Source organism: Pseudomonas sp. GL-B-26 (assembly GCF_019947405.1).
GTDB lineage: Bacteria > Pseudomonadota > Gammaproteobacteria > Pseudomonadales > Pseudomonadaceae > Aquipseudomonas.
The window spans coordinates 115948-131402 of sequence record NZ_JAGYGJ010000010.1 but is presented as its reverse complement, the minus strand read 5'-3'; the positions used below and the strand labels follow the sequence as shown (position 1 = coordinate 131402).

The 15455-nt window shown below is 60.7% G+C and carries 18 protein-coding genes and 1 riboswitch; of the genes, 14 read left to right on the top strand and 4 right to left on the bottom strand.

What is annotated here, in order from left to right:
- Positions 1-4: 4 nt before the first annotated feature.
- Complete coding sequence (locus tag KGB23_RS09250) at positions 5-589, bottom strand: hypothetical protein (RefSeq protein WP_223430783.1); 585 nt, start codon at positions 587-589, stop codon at positions 5-7.
- A gap of 155 nt (positions 590-744) precedes the next feature.
- A riboswitch (cobalamin riboswitch) is annotated at positions 745-977 on the top strand.
- An 80-nt stretch (positions 978-1057) separates the two neighbouring features.
- Here KGB23_RS09250 and cobO point away from each other — a divergent pair.
- From cobO to KGB23_RS09185, 14 genes are all read left to right on the top strand, one after another.
- The gene (cobO, locus tag KGB23_RS09245) at positions 1058-1669 is read left to right on the top strand and encodes a cob(I)yrinic acid a,c-diamide adenosyltransferase (protein ID WP_046048017.1); all 612 of its coding nucleotides are present in this window, start codon (positions 1058-1060) and stop codon (positions 1667-1669) included.
- Positions 1666-3066, top strand: a complete 1401-nt coding sequence (locus KGB23_RS09240; protein WP_223430782.1) for a cobyrinate a,c-diamide synthase — start codon at positions 1666-1668, stop codon at positions 3064-3066. The genes cobO and KGB23_RS09240 overlap by 4 nt, the downstream gene beginning before the upstream one ends.
- The gene (bluB, locus tag KGB23_RS09235) at positions 3063-3713 is read left to right on the top strand and encodes a 5,6-dimethylbenzimidazole synthase (RefSeq protein ID WP_223430781.1); all 651 of its coding nucleotides are present in this window, start codon (positions 3063-3065) and stop codon (positions 3711-3713) included. The genes KGB23_RS09240 and bluB overlap by 4 nt, the downstream gene beginning before the upstream one ends.
- Entirely contained in the window at positions 3710-4621 is a 912-nt protein-coding gene (gene cbiB, locus KGB23_RS09230; RefSeq protein WP_223430780.1) for an adenosylcobinamide-phosphate synthase CbiB, read from the top strand. The genes bluB and cbiB overlap by 4 nt, the downstream gene beginning before the upstream one ends.
- Positions 4614-5606 carry a threonine-phosphate decarboxylase CobD gene (gene cobD, locus KGB23_RS09225; protein WP_223430778.1) on the top strand — a complete coding sequence of 331 codons (993 nt, stop codon included), beginning with the start codon at positions 4614-4616 and terminating at the stop codon, positions 5604-5606. The genes cbiB and cobD overlap by 8 nt, the downstream gene beginning before the upstream one ends.
- On the top strand, positions 5603-7054 hold the full coding sequence (locus KGB23_RS09220) for a cobyric acid synthase (protein WP_223430777.1): 1452 nt from the start codon (positions 5603-5605) through the stop codon (positions 7052-7054). Before cobD ends, KGB23_RS09220 begins: the two co-directional genes overlap by 4 nt.
- Before the next feature lie 121 nt (positions 7055-7175).
- Positions 7176-7697: a bifunctional adenosylcobinamide kinase/adenosylcobinamide-phosphate guanylyltransferase gene (cobU, locus tag KGB23_RS09215; RefSeq protein WP_223430776.1), complete on the top strand. Its 522-nt coding sequence runs from the start codon at positions 7176-7178 to the stop codon at positions 7695-7697.
- Complete coding sequence (gene cobT / locus KGB23_RS09210) at positions 7694-8749, top strand: nicotinate-nucleotide--dimethylbenzimidazole phosphoribosyltransferase (RefSeq protein WP_223430774.1); 1056 nt, start codon at positions 7694-7696, stop codon at positions 8747-8749. Before cobU ends, cobT begins: the two co-directional genes overlap by 4 nt.
- On the top strand, positions 8746-9321 hold the full coding sequence (cobC, locus tag KGB23_RS09205) for an alpha-ribazole phosphatase family protein (RefSeq protein ID WP_223430773.1): 576 nt from the start codon (positions 8746-8748) through the stop codon (positions 9319-9321). Before cobT ends, cobC begins: the two co-directional genes overlap by 4 nt.
- A gap of 2 nt (positions 9322-9323) precedes the next feature.
- Positions 9324-10055, top strand: a complete 732-nt coding sequence (locus KGB23_RS09200) for an adenosylcobinamide-GDP ribazoletransferase (protein ID WP_223430772.1) — start codon at positions 9324-9326, stop codon at positions 10053-10055.
- Between the two features lie 54 nt (positions 10056-10109).
- On the top strand, positions 10110-10514 hold the full coding sequence (locus KGB23_RS09195; protein ID WP_033055842.1) for a MarR family winged helix-turn-helix transcriptional regulator: 405 nt from the start codon (positions 10110-10112) through the stop codon (positions 10512-10514).
- 52 nt (positions 10515-10566) lie between these two features.
- A complete protein-coding gene (locus tag KGB23_RS09190) occupies positions 10567-11775 on the top strand; it encodes an MFS transporter (protein ID WP_076030232.1) in 1209 nt (402 codons plus the stop codon).
- The gene (locus KGB23_RS30135; protein WP_008148682.1) at positions 11772-11894 is read left to right on the top strand and encodes a hypothetical protein; all 123 of its coding nucleotides are present in this window, start codon (positions 11772-11774) and stop codon (positions 11892-11894) included. Before KGB23_RS09190 ends, KGB23_RS30135 begins: the two co-directional genes overlap by 4 nt.
- Before the next feature lie 55 nt (positions 11895-11949).
- Positions 11950-12501 (top strand): glutathione peroxidase, encoded by a 552-nt coding sequence (locus KGB23_RS09185; protein ID WP_223430771.1) that lies wholly within the window; start codon positions 11950-11952, stop codon positions 12499-12501.
- 89 nt (positions 12502-12590) lie between these two features.
- On the opposite strand, the gene KGB23_RS09180 is transcribed toward KGB23_RS09185, so the two are convergent.
- From KGB23_RS09180 to KGB23_RS09170, 3 genes are all read right to left on the bottom strand, one after another.
- Entirely contained in the window at positions 12591-13862 is a 1272-nt protein-coding gene (locus KGB23_RS09180) for an OmpP1/FadL family transporter (protein ID WP_223430770.1), read from the bottom strand.
- Positions 13863-14007: 145 nt separating this feature from the next.
- Positions 14008-14490, bottom strand: a complete 483-nt coding sequence (locus KGB23_RS09175; RefSeq protein WP_223430769.1) for a hypothetical protein — start codon at positions 14488-14490, stop codon at positions 14008-14010.
- 274 nt (positions 14491-14764) lie between these two features.
- A complete protein-coding gene (locus KGB23_RS09170; protein WP_007898912.1) occupies positions 14765-14989 on the bottom strand; it encodes a hypothetical protein in 225 nt (74 codons plus the stop codon).
- Positions 14990-15455: the final 466 nt, after the last annotated feature.

The window sequence follows — 15455 nt, the reverse complement described above, 5'->3', positions numbered from 1 at the left end:
CGGGTCAGCCGCGGGCTTCCTTGAACAGCACGGCTATGCCCGGGTGATAATTGCCGGCTTCGTTGCGCAACTTGCGATAGGCATAGGGGAAGTACCAGGCCACCGCGCAGGTGTGTTCCTTTTGCAGGTCGTCGACCATGTCCTGGAGTTCTTCCGGGGTGGAGCTTTGTTGGGCTTTTTGTGGCGCGACAAACAGGCAGCCGAGTTTCAGGTCGCTGGCGTAGCTGATGCGCTTGGCGTCGCTGGTGATGTCCTGCAATGCTTGAGTCAGGTTCAGGCTGTTGACGCGTGGCCAGCGCTGGGTCGCCTGAAGGTAAGCGCGTTCTTCGGTGGTCGCGATAAACAGGTCGGCGCGGCCATTGCGTTCGCCTTCTTCGGTCTGTTTGCGGGTCGGTGTTTGTTGCAGCGTGACCATTTCCGCCATCCAGGCCGCGGCGGACAGCAGGCTCAGGTTGGCTTTTTCGTCGAACCAGTAAGGCGTGTCGTTATCGCCGCGCACGGCGTTGTAGCGGTCGATACAGTCAAACCAGCGTTCCAGCACCGGGCGCAGGAATTCCAGCTTCGGATTGCTGATGATCATGCCTTGCATGTGGCTCACCCTTGTTATTTGTGTTGTGAGGTTGTGGCTCTTTGATATCACTGCTGAGAGTGTGGCACAAGATTGGCGTCAGATAATTGATCGACGGCAGTTAATCGCTCGCAGGCCGCCCGTCTTCAATTGACGCTCCATCCCCAACCCTCTAACCTTCGCGGCTTGTTTCAGGTGCTCTGTGACCTTGGTCGACAGAGTGAAACAGGGAAGCCGGTGAGTGATTCTCTTCAATTGATGAAGGCTCACGATCCCGGCGCTGCCCCCGCAACGGTAAATGAGTGAAGACTGCGCCTTGAGCCACTGTGTCGTATGACATGGGAAGGCGCGCAGTCAGGCGAAACGCCGCTCATGAGCCCGGAGACCGGCCTGATCCATCCAGCGGCATCACGGTGGGCGATGCCAGGCTTTTTGCCGTCTATTCTTGTGCCTGCCCGCCGTTATCCAGCCTCAACGGAGAGCTCCCCCATGACTGATACCCCCGATCGTGACGAACGTCATCTGGCGCGCATGCTGCGCAAAAAAGCCGTGATCGACGAACGCATCGCCAATTCCCCGAATGAATGCGGCCTGCTGCTGGTGCTGACCGGCAACGGCAAAGGCAAAAGCAGTTCGGCCTTCGGCATGCTCGCCCGGTCCATGGGGCACGGCATGCAGTGTGGCGTGGTGCAGTTCATTAAAGGGCGCAGCAGCACCGGCGAAGAACTGTTCTTCCGTCGCTTTCCGGAACAGGTGCGTTTTCATGTGATGGGCGAGGGCTTTACCTGGGAAACCCAGGATCGCCAGCGTGACATCGCCGCCGCTGAAGCCGCGTGGGCGGTGTCCCGCGAATTGCTGCGTGATCCGTCGATCGGCCTGGTGGTGCTGGATGAATTGAACATTGCGCTCAAGCACGGTTATCTGGATCTCGATCAGGTGCTCAGCGACTTGCAGGCCCGTCCGCCGATGCAGCACGTGGTGGTGACCGGTCGCGGCGCCAAGCCGGAGATGATCGAACTGGCCGACACCGTCACCGAAATGGGCGTGATCAAGCACGCATTCCAGGCCGGGATCAAAGCGCAAAAAGGCGTCGAATTGTGAGTCAGCCACGTCATTGCCCGGCGGTGTTGATTGCCGCGCCGGCCTCCGGTCAGGGCAAGACCACCGTCACCGCCGCACTGGCCCGTTTGCATCGCAATCAGGGGCGCAAGGTGCGCGTATTCAAATGCGGCCCGGACTTCCTCGACCCGATGATTCTCGAGCGCGCCAGCGGTGCGCCGGTGTATCAACTGGACATGTGGATGGTCGGCGAGCAGGAAAGTCGTCGACTGTTGTGGGAAGCCGCCGGCGAAGCCGATCTGATTCTCATCGAAGGCGTCATGGGTCTGTTCGACGGTACGCCGTCCAGCGCTGATCTGGCGCGACATTTCGGTGTACCGGTGCTGGGTGTGATCGACGGCACTGCCATGGCGCAGACCTTTGGTGCACTGGCGTTGGGGCTGGCGCGCTATCAGCCGGACTTGCCGTTTGCCGGTGTGCTGGCCAACCGCGTCGGCACCCTGCGTCACGCGCAATTACTGGAAGGTAGTCTCACTGAAGGTTTGCGCTGGTACGGTGCCTTGTCCCGGGAAACCGGGATCGAATTGCCGAGTCGACACCTCGGGCTGGTTCAGGCCAGTGAGTTGAACGATCTCGATCTGCGCCTCGATGCAGCGGCCGATGCACTGGCCAGCAGCTGCGAGGTCGCGCTGCCACCGGCAGTGGAATTCGCCGCGCCTGATGTGATCGCAGCCGAGCCGTTGCTGGCCGGTGTGCGAATTGCCGTGGCCCGTGACGAAGCGTTTGCCTTCACCTACGGCGCCAGCCTGGATTTGCTGCGGGCCATGGGCGCCGAATTGTCGTTTTTCTCGCCGATCCGTGACGCGCAATTGCCGCCGGCAGACAGCCTCTATCTGCCGGGCGGTTATCCCGAATTGCACCATGTGGCGCTGTCGCAGAACACCACGATGCTGGACGCTATTCGCGCTCATCATGCGGCGGGCAAACCGTTGTTGGCCGAGTGCGGCGGCATGCTGTATCTGCTCGATTCGTTGACCGATGTCGAGGGCACTCGCGCTGAACTGGTCGGCTTGCTGGCCGGTGATGCGGTGATGCAAAAGCGTCTGGCCGCGTTGGCGTTGCAGGCGGTCGAGTTGCCGGAAGGTTCGTTGCGCGGACACACCTATCACCATTCGCTGACCAGTACCGAGCTTGAGCCGATTGCTCGTGGCTTGAGCCCGAACGGTGGGCGAGGGGCGGAGGCGGTCTATCGTGAAGGGCGGATGACGGCCTCTTATGTGCACTTTTATTTTCCGTCCAATCCATCGGCGATTGCCGCGCTGTTTGCGCCTGACCTTGAGGACGCCTTCGCGAGCAAGCCCGCTCCTACAGTTGACTGCGTTTCGTCAGGCAACACGCCATCCAATGTGGGAGCGGGCTTGCTCGCGAAGAGGCCATGACGGACAACGCATTTTCCGAAGCCGAACGCGCGGCGGTCTACCGAGCCATCAGCGAACGCCGCGACATGCGTCATTTCAGCGGTGGCACCGTCGAGCCCGAGTTACTGCGGCGCCTGCTCGAAGCTGCGCATCAGGCACCGAGTGTCGGCCTGATGCAGCCCTGGCGGTTCATCCGCATCAGCGATCGAGCCCTGCGCGGCAAGATCCAGTCACTGGTGGAAGAAGAACGCATCCGCACCGCCGAAGCCCTCGGCGAGCGCACCGACGAATTCATGAAGCTCAAAGTCGAAGGCATCAACGATTGCGCCGAGGTGCTGGTCGCTGCACTGATGGACGATCGCGAGCGTCACATTTTCGGCCGTCGCACGATGCCGGAAATGGACATGGCCTCGCTGTCCTGCGCGATCCAGAACCTCTGGCTGGCCTCCCGCGCTGAAGGATTGGGCATGGGCTGGGTGTCGCTGTTCGAGCCGCAAGCACTGGCGGACTTGCTGGGTTTACCCGCTGGAGCCAAGCCCTTGGCCGTTCTATGCCTGGGGCCGGTCAAGGAATTTTATCCGGCGCCGATGCTGGTACTCGAAGGCTGGGCGCAGGCGCGTCCGCTCAGTGAGTTGCTGTATGAAAATTATTGGGGAGTGAGTCAATGAGTGTGGCGTTGTTGAGTGTCGCCGCGGTTGCGCTGGATGCGCTGCTGGGTGAACCCAAACGCTGGCATCCGCTGGTGGCGTTCGGCCGCTTTGCCAACCGCATCGAGCAACGTTTCAATGGCGGCGGTGGCCGCGGCTGGCGCAGCCATGGCGTGACTGCCTGGGTGATCGCAGTATTGCCGCTGACCCTGCTGGCCACGGCGTTTTCCTGGGCGCCCTACGTCGGCTGGATCGTCGAGATACTCGTACTCTATTGCGCCCTCGGCATGCGCAGCCTCGGTGAACACGTTACGCCTGTGGCCAAGGCGCTGCGCAGTGATGATCTGGAAGAGGCGCGCAAACGTGTCAGTTATCTGGTCAGCCGCCAGACCAGCGAACTGGATAAAACCGAAGTCGCCCGCGCCGCCACAGAGTCTGTCCTGGAGAACGGCAGCGACGCGGTATTCGCTGCGCTGTTCTGGTTTGCCGTGGCCGGTGCGCCCGGTGTGGTGCTCTACCGTTTGAGCAACACGCTGGATGCGATGTGGGGTTACCGCAATGAACGCTTCGAGCGTTTCGGCTGGGCCGCGGCAAAGATCGACGACGTCCTCAACTACATTCCTGCACGCCTGGTGGCATTGACCTACGCGCTGTTGGGCAAAACCCGCCTGGCGCTGAAATGCTGGCGCACCCAGGGCCCGACCTGGGACAGCCCGAATGCCGGTCCGGTGATGGCGGCCGGTGCCGGTGCGCTCGGCGTCGAGTTGGGCGGGGCGGCGATTTATCACGGTGAACTGCATCAGCGTCCGCCACTGGGTGAAGGCGTGCCGGCGGACGCCGACTCCATCGACCGTGGCTGGCAATTGGTCCAGCGCGGGGTATGGTTATGGTTGCTGATCCTCTGCGTGGGGGCTGAATTTTATGCTTGAGCACGGTGGTCGGTTACGCAAGGCGGCGCTCGATTACGGCATCGCCGAAGCCGATTGGCTCGACCTGTCCAGCGGCCTCGCGCCCTGGCCGTTTCCGGTCCCGGAGATTCCGTTGCGGGCCTGGGCGCGGTTGCCGGAAACCGATGACGGTCTGGAGCAGGCGGCCTGTGATTATTACGGCGCCGCTCAGGTCCTGCCGGTAGCCGGCTCGCAAATGGCGATCCAGTTGCTGCCGCGTTTGCGCCGGGCCGGCAAGGTCGGCGTGCTCTCGCCGTGTTACGCCGAACACGCCGAAGCGTGGCGCCGTAATGGCTACATCGTGCGTGAAGTGCTGGAGCAGGAAGTCGACTTCTTTCTCGACAGCCTCGACGTGCTGGTGGTGGTCAACCCGAACAATCCTACCGGCCTGAGCCTGACACCGAGACGTCTGCTCGACTGGCACACGCGGCTGGCCCAGCGCGGAGGCTGGCTGGTGGTGGACGAGGCGTTCATGGACAACACACCGCAGCTGAGCCTGGCACCTTTTGCCAATCGGGTCGGGTTGATCGTGCTGCGCTCCTTCGGCAAGTTTTTTGGTCTGGCCGGTGTGCGGCTGGGTTTCGTGCTGGCCGAGCGCAAGTTACTCAAGTTGCTGGCCGAGCAAGTGGGGCCGTGGGCGGTCAGCGGGCCGACGCGGGTGCTGGGGCAGGCCTGTCTGCTGGATACCGAAGGGCATGCCCGGCAACGGGTTCGCGCTGAAGAAGCCAGCGAGCGTCTGGCGTTGCTGCTTGAACAGCACGGTTTCAAACCCCAGGGTGGCTGCGCCTTGTTTCAATGGCTGATCACCGACCGCGCCGAAGTCCTGCATGAGTTCATGGCCCGGCGCGGCATTCTGTTGCGGTTGTTCACGAACAACAGCAGCCTGCGTTTCGGCTTGCCCGCCGATGAAACCGACTGGACACGTCTCGCGCAAGCGTTCGAAGCCTACGCCAAGGAAACCCAATGACTACGTTGATGGTGCAAGGCACCACTTCCGACGCCGGTAAAAGTACGCTGGTGACGGCGTTGTGCCGCTGGGTCGTGCGTCAGGGCGTGAGCGTCGTACCGTTCAAACCACAGAACATGGCGCTTAACAGTGCCGTGACCGCCGACGGTGGCGAGATCGGTCGTGCGCAAGCGGTGCAGGCTCAGGCCGCCAACCTTGAGCCGCACACCGACATGAACCCGGTGCTGCTCAAACCCAACAGTGATACCGGCGCTCAAGTGATCATCCATGGCCGCGCGGTCACGACGATGAACGCGGTCGCGTATCACGACTACAAAGCCATCGCCATGAAAGCAGTGCTGGCCTCTCATGAACGGCTGAGCGCGGCGTATCCGGTGGTTATGGTCGAAGGCGCGGGTTCGCCGGCCGAGATCAATCTGCGCGCCGGCGACATCGCCAACATGGGCTTTGCCGAGGCGGTGGATTGCCCGGTGGTGCTGATTGCCGACATCAATCGCGGCGGGGTTTTTGCGCATCTGGTGGGCACGCTGGAACTGCTGTCGCCCAGCGAGCAGGCGCGAGTCAAAGGCTTCATCATCAACCGGTTTCGCGGCGATATCGCTTTGCTGCAACCGGGGCTGGATTGGCTGGAAGCGCGCACCGGCAAACCAGTGATTGGCGTTCTGCCTTATGTGATGGACCTGCATCTTGAGGCCGAGGACGGTATCGATCAGCGGCAGACTGACAAGGCCGACCAGGTGCTGAAAGTGGTAGTGCCGGTGCTGCCGCGCATCAGCAATCACACCGATTTCGATCCACTGCGCCTGCATCCGCAGGTGGATCTGCAATTCATCGGCCCCGGTCAGGCGATTCCACCGGCCGACCTGATTATTCTCCCTGGTTCGAAAAGTGTGCGTAGCGACCTCGCGTATTTGCGGGCCAATGGCTGGGACACCGCGATCAGTCGTCATCTGCGTTATGGCGGCAAAGTGCTGGGCATTTGCGGCGGTCTGCAAATGCTCGGCGAGCAGGTACACGATCCGCTGGGCCTTGAAGGCGCACCGGGTTCCAGCGCCGGTTTGGGCTTGTTGGCGTTCGAAACGCAGCTCGAAGAAGAGAAGCAATTGCGCAATGTGCGCGGGCGTCTGGCACTGGAAGACGCGCCGGTCAGCGGCTATGAAATTCATGCCGGGGTGACCACCGGGCCGGCGTTGGAAAACGCCGCCGTGCAACTGGACGATGGTCGCTGCGACGGTGCGCAAAGCGTGGACGGGCAGATTTTCGGCACCTATCTGCATGGCCTGTTTGAATCACCCGCGGCGTGCAGTGCCCTGTTGCGCTGGGCAGGTTTGCAGGCGGTGCAGGACGTGGATTATCACGCGTTGCGTGAGCGCGATATCGAGCGGCTGGCGGATCTGGTGGAGAAGCATCTGGATACCCGACTGTTGCGTGAACTTTGTGGGTTTTAGGGTGACCGTGCTGGCCTCTTCGCGAGCAAGCCCGCTCCCACATTGGAATGCGATCACCTGTGGGAGCGGGCTTGCTCGCGAAGAGGGCAGTGGCCTCACCGCCAATTTGAAGGAATGAACCATGCTGCAACTGATCCTCGGCGGCGCCCGCTCCGGCAAAAGTCGCCTGGCTGAAAAACTCGCCTCCGACAGCGGTCTGGTAGTGACGTACATCGCCACCAGCCAACCCCTCGACGGTGAAATGAACGAGCGGGTGGCCCATCACCGCGCCCGTCGTCCAGCCGAATGGGCGTTGATCGAAGAGCCGGTGGAACTCGCCCGCATCCTGCGCGAAACCGCCAGCGCCGATCGTTGCCTGCTGGTGGATTGCCTGACGTTGTGGATGACTAATCTGCTGATGCTCGACGACACCAAGCGTCTGTCAGCCGAGCGTGATGCATTGCTGGACTGCCTGGCGTCGTTGCCGGGTGAAATCATTTTTGTCAGCAACGAGACCGGAATGGGTGTCGTGCCGCTGGGCGAATTGACTCGCCGTTATGTCGATGAAGCCGGTTGGCTGCATCAAGCGTTGGCCGAGCGCTGTCAGCGCGTCGTCCTGACCGTCGCCGGTCTGCCCCTGACTTTGAAAGGAACCGTGTTATGACTCAATCCTGGTGGCTGAACCCGTGCAAGCCGATCGATGCTCAAGCGGTCGTGCAGGCGCAGGCCCGTCAACAGCAACTGACCAAACCGGCCGGCTCCCTCGGTCGGCTTGAGTCGGTGGCCGTGCAATTGGCCGGGCTGCAGGGGCAGGTCAAACCGAGTATCGATCAGCTGTGGATCGCGATTTTTGCCGGTGACCATGGCGTGGTCGCTGAAGGGGTATCGGCATTTCCTCAGGAAGTCACCGGACAGATGCTGCACAACTTCGTCAGCGGTGGGGCGGCGATCAGCGTGTTGGCGCGGCAACTCGGGGCATCCCTTGAAGTCGTCGACCTCGGCACGGTGACCCCGTCGTTGAATTTGCCGGGTGTGCGTCACTTGAACATCGGCCCAGGCACGGCGAATTTCGTCGAAGGTTCGGCGATGACGCCGGCTCAAGGCGAACTCGCTTTGCAGGCCGGCCGCGACAGCGTGCAGCGCGCCATCGCGGCGGGTGCGCAGTTGTTTATCGGTGGCGAGATGGGCATCGGTAATACCACTGCGGCCAGTGCGCTGGCCTGTGCCTTGCTCGATTGTGCGGTGGTGCATCTGACCGGGCCGGGCACGGGTTTGAACGCGGCGGGTGTCAGCCATAAAGCTCAGGTCATCGAGCGCGCTTTGGCGTTGCACAGTGCTCAACGTGGCGATGCGCTACAAACCCTGTTCAACCTCGGCGGTTTTGAAATCGCGGCACTGGTCGGCGCGTATCTGGCGTGTGCCCAGGAAGGCGTTGCGGTGCTGGTGGACGGTTTTATTTGCAGCGTTGCGGCGTTGGTGGCGGTGCGCTTGAACCCTGAATGCCGTCAGTGGCTGTTGTTCGGTCATCGCGGCGCCGAGCCGGGCCATCGTCATGTACTGGAATCCCTGAACGCCGAACCGCTGCTGGACCTCGGCCTGCGTCTGGGCGAGGGCAGTGGCGCGGCGTTGGCCGTGCCTTTATTGCGCCTGGCGTGTGACCTTCACGGGCAGATGGCGACCTTCGCCGAGGCCGCCGTGGCGGACCGTCCGGCATGACCTTGCGCCTGGACCTGTTGCGCCACGGCGAAACCGAACTCGGCGGCGGTTTGCGCGGCAGCCTTGACGATGCGCTGACCGAAAAGGGCTGGGCGCAGATGCGCGCGGCGGTGGTCGAGCAGGGGCCTTGGGATCGTTTGGTCAGCTCGCCACTGCAGCGGTGTGCGCGGTTCGCCGAAGAACTCGGCGCACAGCTGGGTTTGCCGGTGCAGTTGGATAAAGACCTGCAAGAGCTGCACTTCGGCGCTTGGGAAGGGCAGAGCGCTGCGGCGCTGATGGACACTGATGCCGAGGCGTTGGGATTGTTCTGGGCCGACCCTTACTCGTTTACGCCGCCTCAGGGTGAACCGGTGGTGGATTTTTCGACGCGAGTGTTGGCGGCCGTTGAGCGCTTGCAGGCTACCTGCGCAGGCGAGCGGGTGTTGCTGATCAGTCATGGCGGGGTCATGCGTTTGTTGCTGGCTCAGGCGCGAGGATTGCCTCGTGAGCAGTTGCTCAACGTCGAAGTCGGGCATGGCGCGTTGTTTTCGATGACGGTCGAATCCGGCGTGTTGTCAAAGGAAGCGCTCTGACCATGTTGCCGTTCTGGGTCGCCCTGCAATTTTTGAGCAGTCTGCCGATTCGTCTGCCGGGCATGCCGGCGCCACAGGCGTTGGGGCGGTCGCTGCTGTTTTATCCGCTGGTCGGCCTGCTGTTCGGCGGGATTTTGTGGGCGTTCAATTGGCTGTTACTCGGCACGCCGTTGTTGCTTCACGCAGCGCTGTTGCTGACGGTTTGGGTATTGCTCAGCGGCGCGTTGCACCTGGACGGCCTGGCCGATAGCGCCGATGCGTGGCTCGGCGGGTTCGGCGATCGCGAGCGCACGTTGACGATCATGAAGGACCCGCGCAGCGGGCCGATTGCGGTCGTGACGCTGGTGCTGGTGTTGCTGCTCAAATTCGCCGCGTTGCTGGCATTGATCGAGCAGCAACACGCCGTTGTCCTGATCATTGTCCCGTTGATCGGGCGCAGCGCGATGCTGGGCTTGTTCCTGACCACGCCTTATGTGCGTGCCGGTGGCTTGGGGCAAGCGCTGACCGATCATCTGCCGCGTTTGGCGGGCAAACAGGTGTTGGCGGTGAGTGCGTTGGCGTGTGTTTTGATTGCCGGTCTCAGCGGCGTGTTGGCCGTTGTGCTGGCGGCGCTGGTGTTTGTCTGGCTGCGGCAAGTGATGCTGCGCCGATTGGGCGGCACGACGGGCGATACGGCGGGGGCGTTGTTGGAAATCCTTGAGGTCGCGGTGCTGGTGGGATTGGCTATCTGCTGAACTTCCCACATCATGTAACTTGATTTAACACAACCGCGGGTATATACACGCACCATGCTCGACTCCCAATGTTTATGCATCAACCTGCGTCGCGCCGCCCGTGGCGTCAGCAGGCATTACGACGGCGCTCTCGACGGCTTCGGGATCAACGTCGCCCAGTATTCTCTGCTGTGTAATCTGCAGCGTCTGGATAAACCGAGTATTTCCACGTTGGCCGAGGCCATGGGCCTGGATCGCAGCACCTTGGGGCGCAATCTGCGGGTGCTGGAAGGCGAAGGCCTGCTGATGCTGGTTGAGGGCGAAGACATGCGTAACCGCATCGTCATGCTCACCGAGGCCGGTGTTGAACGCCTGAAAGCGGCCTTGCCCGCTTGGGAAGCGGCGCAACAGCGGTTGATTGACCGCTTGGGTGCCGAGAAACGCGAAACCTTGCTGCGACTGCTGGACGAACTGGCGTGATGCCGGTTTTTTCGATCTTAAGCGGGTATATACCCGCTACCGGAGAATAAGAATGACATCGATGTGGCGTACGTGTGGTTGGGTTTTGTTGGGGAGTGCGCTGATTCTCGCGTTGTCCTTGGGCGTCAGACACGGCTTCGGGCTGTTTCTGGCACCGATGAGTGCCGAGTTCGGCTGGGGGCGTGAGACGTTTGCTTTCGCCATTGCCTTGCAGAACCTGATCTGGGGCCTGGCACAGCCATTCACCGGCGCGCTGGCCGACCGCTTTGGCGCCGCGAAAGTGGTGCTGGTCGGCGGTGTCTTGTATGCATTGGGTCTGGTGTTCATGGGCCTGTCGGATTCCGCCGTGACCTTGTCCCTGAGTGCCGGCCTGTTGATCGGCATCGGTCTGTCGGGCACCTCGTTCTCGGTGATCCTTGGCGTGGTCGGTCGCGCAGTACCGCCGGAGAAACGCAGCATGGGCATGGGCATTGCCAGCGCTGCCGGCTCTTTCGGCCAGTTCGCCATGTTGCCCGGCACGCTGGGGTTGATCGGCTGGCTCGGCTGGTCAGCGGCATTGCTGGTGTTGGGCCTGTTGGTGGCGCTGATCGTGCCGCTGGTGAGCATGCTCAAGGACAAGCCGCTACCGGTGTTCGGTCATGAACAAACACTGTCCGAAGCCCTGCACGAGGCCTGTTCCCATTCAGGATTCTGGCTGCTGGCGTTCGGCTTTTTTGTCTGCGGCTTCCAGGTGGTATTCATCGGCGTGCACTTGCCGGCTTATCTGGTGGATCAGCACCTCCCGGCGAGCGTCGGTACGACGGTGCTGGCGTTGATCGGGCTGTTCAATATTTTTGGTACCTACACGGCAGGCTGGCTCGGCGGGCGGATGTCCAAGCCGCGTTTGCTCACCGGCCTGTATCTGCTGCGGGCAGTCGTGATCGGGTTGTTCCTGTGGGCACCCGTCACGACGACCACCGCGTACCTGTTTGGCATGGCAATGGGCTTCCTGTGGCTGTCGACCGTGCCCTTGACCAACGGCACCGTCGCGACCTTGTTCGGCGTGCGAAATCTGTCGATGCTCGGTGGGATTGTTTTCCTGTTTCACCAGCTCGGATCGTTCCTCGGCGGCTGGTTGGGCGGGGTGGTGTACGACCGAACCGGGAGCTATGACTTGATCTGGCAAGTGGCGATTCTCTTGAGCCTGTTGGCCGCAGCCCTGAACTGGCCGGTGCGTGAGCAGCCGGTGGCGCGCCTGCAAACACAGATGAGTGCGATATGAACAGTCTCTGGCCGCGGATCGCTGTTGTCGCTGTCTGCGCCTTGCTGCTGGCCCTGTCGTGGTGGGGCTGGCATCAGGGCGGGCTGGCGTTGATGCAACTGGGCATGGGTGCTTGCTAGCAGGATGTGAGGGCGAGTAACTTCGTTTTTGACGATTACTCAAGGATGCACCGACATGCTGATGCGCTGGCTTGCAGTTCCCGCGTTACTGGTAGCGTTTAGTGGATTGGCTCAAGCGGCCGAATGCCCGGAGCTTTTGCAAGGCTCGTTGCCCAAGTTGCGCGCCAAGGAGTCCATCGACCTGTGCCAGCGCTTCGCCGGCAAACCGCTGGTGGTGGTCAATACCGCGAGCTTCTGTGGTTTCGCCCCGCAGTTCAAAAGCCTTGAGGCGCTGAATTGGCGTTACAAGGATCAGGGGCTGGAGGTGATCGGTGTTCCGTCCAACGACTTCAAACAAGAGTCCAAGGATGGCGAAGAGACTGCCAAGGTCTGCTACGTGAACTACGGCGTGACGTTCACCATGACTGAGCCGCAGAAAGTCCGCGGTAATGACGCGACGCACTTGTTCAAGATCATCGCCAAGCAGAGCACCGCGCCGAAGTGGAACTTCTACAAATACGTGGTCGATCGCAAGGGCAAAGTGATCGCCAGTTTTTCCAGCCTGACCAAGCCTGATGATCCCGAGTTCATCGAAGCGGTGGAGAAGGCACTGGCCTCGCAGCCCTGATCGACGTCCATTAAAAAGCCCCGCCTCTGTACAAGAGAGCGGGGCTTTTTCAATTCAGGCGGCGAGCGGTTCAGGTTCGCCGTGAATCATCAGAAGCGGTAGGTCGCGCCAACACCGAAACCGTTCGCATAGTTTTCATACTCGGCGCTGTAGTTCTGGCGGCCGTTGCTGTTGTTGACCTTGACCGACTCTTCGCGCAGGTACGAATACGCTATGTCGATGGTCAGGTCGTCGGTCGGGCTCCAGCCAGCGCCCAGGCTGAAAATCTTGCGATCGCCAGTCGGAATACGTGGGGAGCGGTTTACGTTATTGGTTGGCGACTGGTCAACCGACAGGCCGGTACGCAGCACCCATTGCTTGTTCAGCTGGTACGAAGCACCGATGGCGTGAGCCCAGGTGTCGTGCCAGTTCTGTTCTTCAGTGATGGTGCCAAAGCCGCGTGCGGCCAGGGCGGCAGGAACGCCTTCGTTCTCGACGGAGATTTCTTTCAGGCGGCTCCAGCGAGTCCAGGTGCTGCCTGCGTAAAGGGTCCACTGATCGTTCAGCTGATGAGTGACCGAGAAGTCCACCGACTCAGGCGTGGTGATGTCCAGCGAAGCGTCGAACTTCTGGTTCGGGTTCTGGCCCAGCGCCGAGAGCAGGCCGTAGTTGACCTTGGTGTCACCTTCGAGCTTGTACTTCACTTTCGAGTGATAGGTCAGGCCGAGGCGAGTGCTTTCGAGGGCTTGAACCATGATGCCGATGTTGTAACCCAGCGCGGTGTCGTCACCTTTGATCTTGACGGTACCGTCTGCTGCGCGAGGGTTCAGCGACAGGTTCGATTCCAGGGTGCCGTCAATGCGGTTGATGGTCGGACCGAAACCGATCGACACCTTGTCGTTGAAGGCGTAGCTGACGGTTGGCTGGAGAGTCACGATTGTGACTTCGCTCTTGCTGCCGAAGTAACGGCCGGCAAAGCCGTTCTCATAGTCGGTCACCAGGCCGAATGGAGCGTAGACGCCGAAACCGACTGCCCACTGGTCATCGATTGGCTTTACGTAGTAGCCCATGGGCACGCCCATGAAAGGGACCATGTCACCTTTGTTGGTACCACTATTCGGGCGGGAACTGGCATCACTGATATCAGCATGCGCGTCGATAAATGCAACACCACCGGTCACTTGTTCGCGCTTGAGGCGAGACATGCCGGCAGGGTTGCCAAAAACGGTGGATGCGTCGTCGGCAGAAGAAGATCGCCCGGCAAAACCTGTCCCCATCCCGCTGATGCTTTGTTCGTTGAGGGCAAAGCCACTTGCGAAGATCTGGGTGGATGCCATGGCAACGGCGAGGCTAAGGGTGGTTTTGAGCATTACTTTTTTCATTATTAGAACTCCTGGTGATCACCGGGGCGAAAATTACCAACATTTTCGTCCCAGCGCCATAGGCTGTAATGCTTGATTTAGAGCGGTTTTGTAGGACAATCCGACCAAAATCGCAGCAGTTGCGCGATCTTGTGGAAATGGCAGGTCAGCAGGCGACCTGATTCAGCGGTGCAACACAGGTTTGCCAGGCGCAGGTGAAGTCTCTCAGGCGTCCTTGAGGCTGGAAGGTCTGGCGCCAGATTCGGGCCATTCCCAGTAGGTCGTCTGCTTCGGGGAGGGGGGTGTTCTGTTCTTCTACCAGCAGCCAGGCGATGGCGGTGGCGTAACGCAGGTTGACGGTCAATTCGAGGTGCGGACCACTCAGGAAAGCATGTTGGCTGGCCAGACCGCGAACCAGGCTTGCGCGGTCCGGGTCAAGTGCCAGGTAGTGGTCCCAAAGTGCTTGATGGCGGGGTTCGGCGATTCGGTACAGGCCGTGTCCACGGCGGTCATGCAGGGCAGTTCCAAGGGCGGACTGGCTGGCGGCGACGCCCAGCAGCAGGGATTCGGCAGTTGCGCTATGGCACCCGAGGTAAATCAATGTCGGGCGGATCACATAACGGCACAGTTCGCTGGCAGCGATACCCATAAAGCCCTCGAAACATGAAATGGTCGGCGATACCTGAAGGGCATTGGCAGCAGTGAATCGAATCAGGCTCGCCGGAAGCGGACCACGCCGCTTGAGTTGAAGTGTAGTGTCATATTCGCGCCGTAAAGGCCTGTTTTTAAAATATTTCCGGCTGCGAGTTATAACCCTTATATCGCTTAGTGCTTAGGCGGTGGCAGCGAAAAGAGAAATATCAGGCAATAAAAAGCCCCGCTTTTTGGGCGAGGCTTTTGAGGTTTTCAGTCTTTCTGGCGTATCAGGCAACCAGTGCCTGACGGGTACGCTCGATCACGGCCTGCAGCGGCTCGGCGCTGGAGTATTGATCGGGGTACAGGCGTTCGCTGTGACGAGCGATGCCGTGTTCGTTGACCAGAGTGAAGCTGAAGCAGCCTTTGCGAGCAGCCATGATCAGGCAGTTCATTGGTGCAAAAGCGTTGGTTAGGGTGCGAATGGCATCCTGAGTGTGGATTTGAGTAGACATAGTCATTGGGTGTTCCTACAAGCGACACGGATAAGAACCGTGCAAAGTTAAAACGTTCCAGTGACGACAACCACCATTGGTCGAACGAAGAACCCGACTGGAACAAAGCAGCCAGTTTGAAGCGCTGATAATTGGCGCGCTTGGGCTGGCAGGTAGGTACTTAGGAGGGCAGGCAACACATCAAGGGCAAAGGTTCTGGGCCCGGGGTGAAGATCCTGATCAATTTGCAGGTTGGTTCGGTCAGAGTAAGTGAGCTTCGCAACACCCTTCGCTTTGTTCGAAGGCAGTGTTGACGCAAGGTTTACCTGGAAACCATCGAGGTGGTCGATCCCGCTTTGTCGGTGGAGGCTTCCTTTGGGAAGGCTGACCGGGGGGATTTGTTCGACCAGAATTGACTTTCAGCTTGGTACTAACGCCGCGGATACTAACGGATTGAATTGCTGAAGGGAAGTGTGTTAGCAAAAAA